12 protein-coding genes are annotated in these 11,790 nt (G+C 55.3%); 3 read left to right on the forward strand and 9 right to left on the reverse strand.

Features of this window, described 5'->3' with window-relative positions; all coding sequences use genetic code 11:
• The first annotated feature begins 137 nt into the window (after positions 1-137).
• On the forward strand, positions 138-1,868 hold the full coding sequence (dld, locus tag ACLJQD_RS11435) for a D-lactate dehydrogenase (protein ID WP_000095234.1): 1,731 nt from the start codon (positions 138-140) through the stop codon (positions 1,866-1,868).
• A 58-nt stretch (positions 1,869-1,926) separates the two neighbouring features.
• Here dld and pbpG read toward each other — a convergent pair whose 3' ends face one another.
• The gene (gene pbpG, locus ACLJQD_RS11440) at positions 1,927-2,874 is read right to left on the reverse strand and encodes a D-alanyl-D-alanine endopeptidase (protein WP_000911555.1); all 948 of its coding nucleotides are present in this window, start codon (positions 2,872-2,874) and stop codon (positions 1,927-1,929) included.
• A gap of 165 nt (positions 2,875-3,039) precedes the next feature.
• Positions 3,040-3,627 carry a Yip1 family protein gene (locus tag ACLJQD_RS11445; protein ID WP_001017057.1) on the reverse strand — a complete coding sequence of 196 codons (588 nt, stop codon included), beginning with the start codon at positions 3,625-3,627 and terminating at the stop codon, positions 3,040-3,042.
• Between the two features lie 158 nt (positions 3,628-3,785).
• Between ACLJQD_RS11445 and ACLJQD_RS11450 the strand changes: the two genes are divergently transcribed.
• Positions 3,786-4,355: a DedA family protein gene (locus ACLJQD_RS11450; RefSeq protein WP_001523476.1), complete on the forward strand. Its 570-nt coding sequence runs from the start codon at positions 3,786-3,788 to the stop codon at positions 4,353-4,355.
• 48 nt (positions 4,356-4,403) lie between these two features.
• Here the strand turns inward: ACLJQD_RS11450 and ACLJQD_RS11455 are convergent, their stop codons facing one another.
• Positions 4,404-5,165, reverse strand: a complete 762-nt coding sequence (locus ACLJQD_RS11455) for an SDR family oxidoreductase (protein ID WP_000169608.1) — start codon at positions 5,163-5,165, stop codon at positions 4,404-4,406.
• A gap of 65 nt (positions 5,166-5,230) precedes the next feature.
• Positions 5,231-6,667: a multidrug resistance outer membrane protein MdtQ gene (gene mdtQ, locus ACLJQD_RS11460; RefSeq protein WP_001081457.1), complete on the reverse strand. Its 1,437-nt coding sequence runs from the start codon at positions 6,665-6,667 to the stop codon at positions 5,231-5,233.
• Between the two features lie 317 nt (positions 6,668-6,984).
• Between mdtQ and yohP the strand changes: the two genes are divergently transcribed.
• Complete coding sequence (yohP, locus tag ACLJQD_RS11465) at positions 6,985-7,068, forward strand: small membrane protein YohP (RefSeq protein ID WP_000698460.1); 84 nt, start codon at positions 6,985-6,987, stop codon at positions 7,066-7,068.
• Positions 7,069-7,125: 57 nt separating this feature from the next.
• Here the strand turns inward: yohP and dusC are convergent, their stop codons facing one another.
• The 5 genes from dusC to gtdA form a co-directional block, all read right to left on the reverse strand.
• Complete coding sequence (gene dusC, locus ACLJQD_RS11470) at positions 7,126-8,064, reverse strand: tRNA dihydrouridine(16) synthase DusC (protein ID WP_017441999.1); 939 nt, start codon at positions 8,062-8,064, stop codon at positions 7,126-7,128.
• Positions 8,065-8,172: 108 nt separating this feature from the next.
• On the reverse strand, positions 8,173-9,366 hold the full coding sequence (locus ACLJQD_RS11475) for a 3-hydroxybenzoate 6-monooxygenase (RefSeq protein WP_000150103.1): 1,194 nt from the start codon (positions 9,364-9,366) through the stop codon (positions 8,173-8,175).
• Positions 9,367-9,380: 14 nt separating this feature from the next.
• Complete coding sequence (gene maiA, locus ACLJQD_RS11480; RefSeq protein ID WP_000781195.1) at positions 9,381-10,025, reverse strand: maleylacetoacetate isomerase; 645 nt, start codon at positions 10,023-10,025, stop codon at positions 9,381-9,383.
• 8 nt (positions 10,026-10,033) lie between these two features.
• Positions 10,034-10,735: a fumarylacetoacetate hydrolase family protein gene (locus ACLJQD_RS11485; protein WP_000170621.1), complete on the reverse strand. Its 702-nt coding sequence runs from the start codon at positions 10,733-10,735 to the stop codon at positions 10,034-10,036.
• A 15-nt stretch (positions 10,736-10,750) separates the two neighbouring features.
• On the reverse strand, positions 10,751-11,788 hold the full coding sequence (gene gtdA, locus ACLJQD_RS11490; RefSeq protein WP_001289857.1) for a gentisate 1,2-dioxygenase: 1,038 nt from the start codon (positions 11,786-11,788) through the stop codon (positions 10,751-10,753).
• Positions 11,789-11,790: the final 2 nt, after the last annotated feature.

Here is an 11,790-nt window from a genome sequence, read left to right on the forward strand (position 1 = left end):
TACGCAGCCGCCAGCAAATGGTATCAAGGCGGCAAATGAATACCACCAACACAGAGACAATTTGAATGAGAAAGCGTATTGTCATACCAAGCGCTATGCTTAACGCTGATATTTTGTCCCACCACAAGGAGTGGAGAATGTCTTCCATAACAATGACTGATAATAAAACGTTCCTGAATGAGCTGGCCCGCCTGGTAGGCCATTCTCACCTGCTGACAGACCCCGCCAAAACCGCCCGCTATCGCAAGGGTTTCCGTTCCGGTCAGGGCGACGCGCTGGCCGTTGTTTTCCCGGGTTCATTACTGGAACTGTGGCGTGTGCTCAACGCCTGCGTTAACGCTGACAAAATTATTCTGATGCAGGCCGCCAACACCGGTCTGACGGAAGGCTCCACGCCGAACGGCAACGACTACGATCGCGATATTGTGATTATCAGCACCCAGCGGCTGGATAAGCTGCACTTACTGGATAACGGCCAACAGGTTCTGGCCTGGCCCGGTACGACGCTCTATGCGCTGGAAAAAGCGCTTAAACCGCTGGGCCGTGAACCGCACTCGGTGATTGGTTCGTCGTGTATCGGCGCGTCGGTCATCGGCGGCATCTGTAATAACTCCGGCGGCTCGCTGGTGCAACGCGGCCCGGCCTATACCGAGATGTCGCTCTTTGCCCGTATTGACGAGCAAGGCAAACTGCAACTGGTCAATCATCTGGGTATCGATCTTGGGCATACGCCGGAGCAGATCCTGAGCAAGCTGGATGACGAACGGATTAAAGATGAGGATGTGCGTCACGATGGTCGTCATGCGCACGATCACGACTATGTGACGCGGGTACGAGATATCAACGCCGATACGCCCGCCCGCTATAACGCCGACCCGGACCGTTTGTTTGAATCTTCCGGCTGCGCCGGAAAACTGGCGGTTTTTGCCGTTCGCCTTGATACCTTTGCAGCGGAAAAAAATCAGCAGGTTTTTTATATCGGCACCAATCAGCCCGCGGTACTGACTGAAATCCGTCGGCATATTCTGGCGAACTTCGACAATCTGCCAGTGGCGGGAGAATATATGCATCGCGATATCTACGATATTGCGGAGCAGTACGGTAAAGATACCTTTCTGATGATCGATAAACTCGGCACCGACAAGATGCCATTCTTTTTCACGCTAAAAGGCCGAACCGATGCGATGCTGGAAAAAGTAAAATTTTTCCGTCCGCATTTCACCGACCGCGCGATGCAGAAATTCGGCCATCTGTTTCCCAGCCATCTGCCGCCGCGAATGAAAAACTGGCGCGATAAATATGAGCATCATCTGCTGTTAAAAATGGCGGGAGACGGCGTCGCAGAAGCGCAACGCTGGCTGAATGAATTTTTTAAATCCGCTGAGGGCGGTTTCTTCACCTGTACGCCGGAAGAAGGCAGCAAAGCCTTCCTGCACCGCTTCGCCGCTGCTGGCGCGGCGATTCGTTATCAGGCCGTACACGCTGATGAAGTGGAAGATATCCTGGCGCTGGATATCGCTCTGCGCCGCAACGATACCGACTGGTTCGAGCATCTGCCGCCGGAAATCGACAGCCAACTGGTACATAAACTCTATTACGGTCACTTTATGTGCCACGTTTTTCATCAGGACTATATCGTGAAGAAAGGCGTCGACGTCCATGCGCTGAAAGCGCAAATGCTGGAGCTGTTGCAGGCGCGCGGGGCACAATACCCGGCGGAGCACAACGTGGGACATCTGTATAAAGCGCCGGAAACGCTGACGCGTTTTTATCGGCAAAATGACCCAACCAACAGTATGAACCCCGGTATCGGCAAAACGAGTAAGCGGAAATTCTGGCAGGAAAATACGCCCGACGAAACGCATTAACACCGTGCGGTTTACCGTGAATGCCCGGCGGCGCGATGCCTGCCGGGCCTGCGGCGACTTAATCGTTCTGTGCGGTTTGCGCTCCGGCGCTGGCGCTGGCTGCCGCCATTTGCGCGGCTTTTTGCTTTTTATAGCTCAGCGCGGCAGCCGGAACGGGCATGACTTTACCGGTTTCAATCCATGTACGCAGGCGACTGGCGTCCGCAAAGTGGGTATATTTGCCGAACGCGTCCATGACCACCAGCGCGACCGGTTTGTTATTGATCACGGTACGCATCACCAGGCAATGCCCCGCCGCATTGGTAAAACCGGTTTTCGTTAACTGGATATTCCAGTTATCACGGTAGACCAAATGGTTGGTATTGCGAAACGGCAGCGTATACGCCGGATGCGAGAATGTCGCCATGTCTTCGCGCGTGGTGCTTAGCTGGCCAATCAGCGGGTATTGCTTCGTGGCAATCAGCAGTTTTGTTAAATCCCGCGCGGTCGAGACGTTATGAATCGACAGCCCCGTCGGCTCAACGAAGCGGGTATGCGTCATGCCCAGCGCTTTCGCCTTCGCATTCATCGCTTTAATAAACGCGTTATAACCGCCGGGATAATAGTGCGCCAGGCTTGCCGCCGCACGGTTTTCGGATGACATCAACGCCAGCAGCAACATATTTTTGCGGCTAATTTCGCTGTTCAGGCGCACGCGGGAGTAAACCCCTTTCATTTCCGGCGTCTGGCTGATATCGACCTTCAGTATTTCATCCAGCGGCAATCGCGCGTCGAGCACGACCATCGCCGTCATTAATTTGGTTATCGAGGCAATCGGACGCACCAGATCCGGGTGGTTCGAATAGATCACTTTATTGGTGTTGAGATCAACAATCATTGCGCTACCGGAGGCAATCTCAGGTTGAGACGCCGCGGTTGTCGCTGCCGTTTTCGCCACGGCCTGCGGGGCAAAAGGTACGGCCAACATCAGAGCAAGGCTCAGGAATGAAGCTCGGAATTTCAGCATGATGAGATTTCTGATAATGATTCACGCGCGTCGTAACGCACACCGCCTGAGCTAAGATTATACTCAAGCTAGCAGTGGCATCATAGCGGCACGCCAGCGTTGCCGCTACAGAAGAATCGTCAGCAAATGCTGCATTGCTGGCTTTTGCGCCAGCCCTTTTTCGCATCAGAACAGGCGGTAGCCGTATCCCCACAGGATCACGGTGATCGCCAGTAGCACCTCCAGGACCAGCACGCCGATAGCGAGCGTCGAACTGGAGAAGCTTAATCCTTCCTCTCTATTAATGTTAAGGAAAGTCGGAATACCCAAATACAGCAAATAGCCGGTGTAAAAGAGCGCGACAGCGCCGACCAAAGCGCATAGCCATACCAGGGGATAGAGCGCCACCAGACCACTTAAAAACAGCGGCGTCGCGACATAGCCGGCAAAAACCATACAGCGCGCAAGCGATGGCCGTTGCGGATAGTTTCGCGCCATCCACCAGATGACGCGTCCCATCACCGCGACGCCCGCCAGCATCACGCCGTAGAACAAGACCGCCAGCGCAAAAGCGGTAAACAGCGAGAGTTGTAACACGTTGCCGTCGCCAAAATTCCAGCCGATTTGCGTCGTGCCGATAAAGGCGCAGACGACGGGAATCGCCGCCATCAGCAAAACATGGTGCGTATAGTGATGCGAAACGGTTTCGTTTTCGCTTTTGATCACCTGCATTTCCCGATCGGGATGGGAAAAAAGCCCCCATACATGGTTCATACTGCCCCCTTCTGCTGCCTCAGATGCCAGTATGTTCAAGTATAATTCAGTTTCTGGTTATTTTATGAACAACAGCGAAATAGTCTCCGGCAAAACGTCGGCTTTGCCACGCACGCCTCTTGCCAGGGTGTATGCTTAATGCCGGAGGTGGTTTACGCATGGATATCAACACGCTTATTACGCATTATGGCTATGCGGCGCTGGTTATCGGCAGTATGGCCGAAGGTGAAACCGTTACCCTGTTGGGGGGCGTCGCGGCGCATCAGGGATTGCTCAAGTTTCCGCTGGTGGCGGCGGCCGTCGCGCTGGGAGGGATGATGGGCGATCAGCTACTTTACTTGTTAGGACGATGCTATGGCGGGAAGATCCTGCGTCGTTTCCCGCGTTATCATACGAAGATTCGTCGCGCGCAGAAAATGATCCAACGCCATCCGTATCTGTTTGTGATCGGCACGCGTTTTATGTATGGCTTCCGGGTGGTTGGCCCGTTGCTGATTGGCGCCAGCCGCCTGCCGCCTAAAATTTTTCTGCCGCTGAATATTGTAGGCGCGCTGATCTGGGCGCTGCTGTTTACCACGCTGGGATATCTTGGCGGCGAGGTGATCGCGCCATGGCTGCACGACCTCGATCAGCATCTCAGGCACGGGGTCTGGCTGATTCTGGCCATCGTCCTGGTAGTGGGCGTGCGCTGGTGGCTGAAAAGACGCGGCAAAGCGGAGGCCCGTTAAACCCGATGGTATCCGGATGGCATAACGCCGCCATCCGGCACCCGGCGTTTATTTGGCGTTGAATTGCGGATTCGCCAGCATAAATCCGCCGTCGACAATCAGCGACTGACCGGTGGTATAGCTTGCTCCTTCCGAACACAGCCAGGCGACGAGGCTGGCTATTTCATGCGTAGAACCCGGTCGGGCAATAGGGATCGAGGGTTCCGATCCCGGCTCAATGTCGCTGTCATCCATATCATTCATCGGCGTGGCGATAGCGCCTGGCGCGACGGCGTTGACCAAAATATGATGTTCAATCAGTTCCAGCGCCATGGATTTAGTCAATCCCCCCAGCGCATGTTTCGCCGCGGTATAGGCGCTGGCTTGCGGAAGCGGCGTATGCTCATGGACGGAGGTGATGTTGATAATACGCCCTCCCTCTCCTTGTTTAATCATATGCCGGGCGGCGATCTGCGCGCAGAGAAACGCGCCATCGACATCCACGGTAAAAATTTGCCGCCACTGCGTAAACGGCATATCAATAAACGCGGATTTGGTCATCGCCCCGGCATTATTGACCAGCACGTCAACGCGCCCCAGGCGCTGGATAAGATGTTCAATGGCCTGCGCGCCCTCGGGTAACTGGCTCAGGTCAAGATGAATGGTCTCTGCCCGCACACCAAACTGCGCTGCTTTTTTCGCCGTCTCCTGCGCGCCGCGTTCATCGGAATGCCAGGTGATACCAATATCAAAACCGTTTTGTGCTAATAACAACGCACACGCTTTGCCAATTCCCGAATCTGATGCCGTTACAATTGCGACTTTGGTCATATTCCTCTCCGGATGAATCATACACAGCCTAAGTATAGGAACCCTGTCTGAATCATCTGGAAAAATCAGGAATGATAACCGCCGCCCAGCGCGCTGGTAAGCTGAATAGAGGCATCCAGCCACTGGCCCTGCAACAGCAAGCCGTTACACTGCTCGCGCAGTGCCGGGATTTTGGCCTCGCTCACGCGGGAACCCGCAATAATGCCGGCATTAAAGCGCGCTTGCGCCAGACCGACCACACGCTGCGCGTCATGCTCAATCTGCTGCTGATGCTGATTTTTCTGCGCCAGCGTCTCTACCTGACTGGCGGCGCGCGCCACATCATTAACCGCATCTACCACCGCTTTGTTGTAGTTGGCGATAGAAAGGTTGCTTTGCGCTTTGGCGATATCGAGGTTGGCATTCAGCCTGCCGCTGTCGAAAATCGGCAGCGTCAGCCCGCCGGTAATGCCATATTGCTGTGCGGAATGGCGGAACAGATCGCTCAGATGTAACGCATCCTGCTGTAAAAAAGCCATCAGATTGATATCGGGATAAAACGCGGCCTTCGCGGCGTCAATGCTGCTCAACGAGGATTCAATGTACCAGTGCGCGGCCTGTAGATCCGCCCGGCGCGCCAGCAAAGAATAGCCCAGTTGCGACGGTAACTGGCTTTCAACGGCGGGGAGACTCACCTGACGCAGCTTGAGCGCCGCCGATTGCGTGTTGGTTAACGCGCTGAGCCGCGCTTCAATCACCTTCATTTTACCGTTAACGTCATTCAGCTGCTGCTGGGTTTTGCTGGCGTCGATATCGGTCTCGACCCCTTCAACAGAAGAAGTAATGCCGTGTTGATACAGCTCCCGGTTTACCGTCACCACATTTTGCTGCTCATGCTCGATTTGCATCAGCACATTTTTCAGCGCCGCCTGCGTCTGCCACTCCCAGTAGAGTCGCGCCACGCCGCTTGCCAGCAGTTGTCGGGTCTGCTCCTGCTCCGCTTCGCGCGCTTTGACCGCCCCGATCCGCGCGGTAACTTCAGCGCGGTTTTTCCCCCATAAATCCAGATCCCAGCCCGCCGTCAGGCCGAATGTACCGTTGGTATACCACGGCCCGGTCGTTCCCGCCGCGGGGTCGGTAATCGCGAATGGCCCCATCAGCCCTTCCGCGGACATTCGCTGGCGCTCAATGTCGGCAGAAAAGTCGAGCTGCGGGCCGTCCTGCGCCTCAACCGCTTTCGCCTGCGCTTCCGCCAGTTGAATACGCTGTTCAGCCACCTGCATATCCGGCGAATGCTGTATGGCATTATCAATCAGCGCGTCAAGCTGCGCATCGTGATACGCCTTCCACCACTGGCTATCCGGCCAACCGTTTTTCAATGCCGCCGGCAGGCTGGAATCAACATGAGAAGAGGGCGTCTGCTGGGTCAGCGACTGGCGGGTATCGTGCATAGGGGCGCAGCCCGCCAGCAAAATAAAAAGCGGTAAGCTCGCTGTCGCGGCAAGGAAAGAATTACGATTCATGGAGGTGTTCTGATAAAAAAAGGTGCGCAGAGAGTACGTCTTACGGCGATCTATTTTTTAGTTACGCGTGGCAATACATCATCAGACAACAAAAGACATATTTTGAAATTTATATGATTAGCAAATAATTTCATGCAATACATTTTTTGATGTGATATTTCAGTATAAAGCCCCACTAACTCGTTAATAAATGAACAATTTTGCTGCAATACCCGCCAGCAGCCTTCATGAGTTAAACGTCGCCGCGCCCAACAAGGCAGCAGATGGCTTAATACTTTCCTATACTTTGTTTGTATTTACCAATAAAGGGACAAACAATGAAAATTCTTTTATGGGCAATCTTAATTATTTTTCTGATTGGGCTGTTGGTGGTAACGGGCGTGTTTAAGATGATTTTCTGATTCCTGCGCCGGGCAGCGATAGTATCTGCCCGGCACACGTTCTGGACGCTGTAGAGATTAGATTTTAATAGCCTGAATCGCCCGCGCAATCTCGGACGAACGGTTTAACGCCCGAATCGACTGAAAGAGTTCCGTCGCCTCAATATATTCCTTACGTAAATATCCCAACCACTGTTTAATACGCGCGACATGGTATAAACCGGTATCGCCCTGCTTTTCCAGCCGGGTATATTTTTGTAATAACGTCACTACTTCCGGCCACGACATACGCGGCTCGTTATACTTCACCACCCGACTCAGGTTAGGAATATTTAACGCCCCACGGCCGATCATCACCGCATCGCAGCCGCTGGTCGCCATACATGCCTGCGCGCTCTGCCAGTCCCAGATTTCGCCATTAGCGATAACCGGAATAGTCAGACGCTGGCGTATTTCGCCGATCGCCTGCCAGTCGATATGCTCGGCGCGGTAGCCCTGCGCTTTAGTACGGCCATGCACCACCAGTTCACTGGCGCCGGCCTGCTGCACCGCATCGGCGATTTCAAATTTTCTATCGCCGCTATCCCAGCCGAGACGCACTTTTACCGTCACCGGCAGATGCGACGGTACCGCGGCCCGCATCGCTTTCGCGCCCTGATAGATGAGTTCGGGATCTTTGAGCAATGTCGCGCCGCCGCCGCTGCCGTTCACCACTTTTGACGGACAGCCGCAGTTCAGGTCCACGCCATACGATCCCAACGCCGTCGCCCGCGCGGCGTTTTCCGCCAGCCACTGCGGATACTGGCCCAGAAGCTGAATACGCACCGGCGTGCCGGACGGCGTGCGGCTGGCGTGATGCAACTCCGGGCAGATGCGATGAAACACTTTTACCGGCAGCAGCTGATCCACCACGCGCACAAATTCGGTGATGCAGAGATCGTAATCATTCACTTCGGTCAGCAGCTCGCGCACTAACGCGTCGAGCACGCCTTCCATCGGCGCCAGTAAAACACGCATATCGGTATCCACAGCAAAAAAAGAGGCGCTATCATAACGCCTCTCTGCGATGAGCAAAACTTTTTGCCGGGTGGCGGCGCAAACGCCACGCTACGTCACATAAAGTGCTCAACGCGGCTCAAGACAGTTATCTTCTTTCCAGCCGTACAGCCATTCGATACCGCGATAAAACGCCTCCTGCGATTTCCCTTTCCACAGCAGATTACGTACCTGACGCTCTACCCCGGCGGCGTGATAGAGACGCCCCATCTCGCGGGTAGACCAGACGATACGCGCCGTGCGGGGAATACGCACCGACTCATACAGCGCAAATGCCTGCTGCGCGTCGCCGTCGCAGCGTTCCAGCGCTTTGCCCAGCGTGACGGCGTCTTCCAGCGCCATACAGGCGCCCTGGGCCATATATTGCGCCACCGGATGCGCGGCGTCGCCCACCAGAGTGATACGCTCGGTTCCCCATTTCGCGACCGGCTCACGATCGGCGGTCGACCAGCGGCGCCAGGAGGTCGGCTTATCCAGCATCTGACGCGGGCGGGGATGAATACCGGCAAAATAAGAGAGCACCTCTTCTTTACTGCCGTCTTTCACGCCCCACTCTTCTTGCTGGCGGCTGTGGAATGTCACCACCAGATTGTACTGTTGGCCTCCGCGCAGCGGATAATGGACCAGGTGACAATGCGGGCCTGCCCACAGCACCGGTGCGTTAATACGTAAATCGTCCGGCATATCGTCGCAATCAATCACCGCCCGATAGACTACATGCCCCGTTACGCGCGGCGCGTCGCCGAGTAAACTTTGCCGCACGACTGATTTAACGCCGTCGCAGCCCACGAGAATATCCGCCGTCCAGCTATTTCCCTGCTCATCAAACACCGTAACGTCATCCGGCGTCTGGCGGATATCGACAATATGGGTCGAGGTACGATACTCCACGCCAGGGTGCGTCAGCACCGCTTCCCATACCGTTGCATGAATATCTACCCGGTGAATTACCGCATACGGCCCGCCAAAATGGTCGCGGAACGCTTGCCCGGTTTCAATGCATACCACTTCTTCGGCATTCACGGCATCCATCATGGTAATGTGATCGGTAAACACCGCACGCTGGCGGGCAACATCGCCCACACCGAGACTATCCAGCGCCGAAAAAGCGTTCGGCCCAAGCTGAATACCCGCGCCAATCTCGCCAATTTCGTGCGCTTTTTCCAGCAGCATGACTTTTATTCCCTGGCGCGCCAGCGACAGCGCGGTCGCCGCGCCGCCGATTCCGCCACCTACAATAATTGCGCTTGTCACGTGAGTCATGGTCATTCTCCTTTTCAGGCCGGGATTTTATCTTGTTGATTTTCCGGCGCGGCGGCAATAAACGCCGGTAGCTGTACGCAGGCGTCATAAACGGCTTTACAGCGCGGATAGCCTGATAAATCGCAGCCCATCCTGAGCGCATTCGCCCACTGAGGAATCAGGCAGCAGTCCGCAAGGCCTGGCGCGTCGCCCACGCAGAATCGTCCGGACTGACTTTTACGCAATAGCTGCTCTACCGCGCTTAACCCTTGCTGTATCCAGTGGGCGTACCAGCGTTTTTTATCCTCTTCGCTAACCTTCAGCTCATCGGTCAGGTAGCGCAACACGCGCATGTTATTGATTGGGTGTATATCGCAGGCGATAGCGTAGACAATTTCCAGCGCCTGGCTGCGCGCCGGGTCGCTCGTCGGCAGCAGCGGCGTTTGCGGAAAATGTCGGTCCAGCCAGTCGACGATGGCCAGCGATTGCCCCAACGATTCGCCGTCATCAGTGACCAGCGTCGGCACCAGGCCTACCGGATTCATCCGTCGGTAGGCCAGCTCATTCTGCTGGCCGATACGAATATTGACGCCCACCGTCTGGTAATCAATCCCCTTTAACGCCAGCGCAATACGTACACGATAAGACGCCGAACTATTAAAGAAACTGTACAGCTTCATCGTTCACCTCAGACAATTTTCACAGCAATCGGCGTCAGACCTTCTACGTTCCCGGTGATAACATCCCCTTTCACCACTGCGCCCACCCCCTCTGGCGTACCGGTGAAAATCAAATCGCCTGGCTGCAATTCAAAAAAGCCGGACAAATAGCTGATGGTTTCATTCACCGACCAAATCAGGTGACGAATATCGCTGCGTTGATGGTCTTCGCCGTTAACCTGTAGCCAAATAGGGGCGTTATCCACATTATGCGTTTCAGCGGCTTTGTGTAATGGCGCAATGGGCGCGGAGAGATCGAACGCTTTGCCGATTTCCCACGGGCGTCCCATCTGACGCATTTCCATCTGACGATCGCGACGCGTCATGTCCAGACCGGTGGCGTATCCCCAGACATATTCATGGGCTTTTTCCAGCGGAATATCGCTCCCCTTTTTACCAATCGCCACCACCAGCTCAATTTCATAATGGTAGTTATCGGTCTGCGCCGGATACGGCAGTTCCAGGGTATCCCCCGCCGCTACCGGGACGACAGCGTCTGCTGGTTTACAAAAGAAGAACGGCGGTTCGCGATCGGGATCAAAGCCCATTTCACGGGCATGGGCGGCATAGTTGCGACCCACGCAGTAAACGCGACGTACCGGAAACTGCTCATCACTGCCCGCCACGGGTACTGTTACCGGGGCCTGCGGCTGGAATACATATTTGGTCATGTTCTCTCTCCCTAATTAATAACGTGCTTCGCGGAACAGCCCCAGGGCTTCCTGAACCGGCTTGTCCGAAAAGCTGAATAACACCGTGTCTTCGCTGCTGCGAAACGACACCTCATGCCAGGTCGGCGCCACAAAAATGTCTTTTGCGGAAAAATGAAAAGTTTCGTTGCCGATAGTGACCTGCCCTGCCCCTTCAACGACGTGGTAGATAGTGCTGTCGGTGCTCCGCGCCACACGCGAGGCAAAGCCTTTTGGCAGCAGTTGCAGGAACGCGCCCATCGACGGCATCGGATAACCGCCGGTGACGGGATTAACGTAACGCAGCTTGTAACCTTCCCACTCATCCGGATCGCCCATACGGGTCAGATCGTGCAACGCCTCGCGGCTGCGGTCGTAACGGTAGTTGAAAATCGGCGACGAGTTCCCGCGCTGGTGGCGCAGCGGCAGCATATTCGCTGCATAGCGCGGCAGATAATCGCCCTCTTTTCGCGTCACCGGCTGCTGATCTTCGGGATAGTCTTCCGCAAAACCACAGCCCAGGAGGTTGACTAACGGCAGATCCAGACCATCCAGCCATACCACCGGCTCTGATCCCGGATTACCATGATCGTGCCAGCGCCACTGCGGCGTCAGGATAAAATCGCCGGTATGCATTGGCGTGCGCTCGCCGTCCACCGCGGTAAATGCGCCTTTACCTTCGACGATAAAACGCAGCGCCGACTGGTTATGGCGATGACTCGGCGCGACTTCGCCGGGCAGGATCAGCTGTAAACCAGCGTATAAGGTCGCCGTGATCGACGACTGACCGCGCAATGCCGGATTTTCCAGCACCAGCACCCGGCGGATCGCCTCTTTCGCGCCAATGACATTGCCGCTTTCCATCAGTAGCGGACGAATTTCCTGATAATTCCAGTAGGCCGGCGCGCAGTTGGCGTTTGGCGTCTGCGGTACCAGGTGATGTAACGATTCCCACAGCGGCGTCAGGTTCTGCCCGGAAATATGTTGGTAATACTGCTGACGGCTATCTTTTACGTTCTGATTTATTTCAGACATGG

The organism is Salmonella sp. SAL04214, from assembly GCF_046550615.1.
Lineage (GTDB): Bacteria > Pseudomonadota > Gammaproteobacteria > Enterobacterales > Enterobacteriaceae > Salmonella > Salmonella enterica.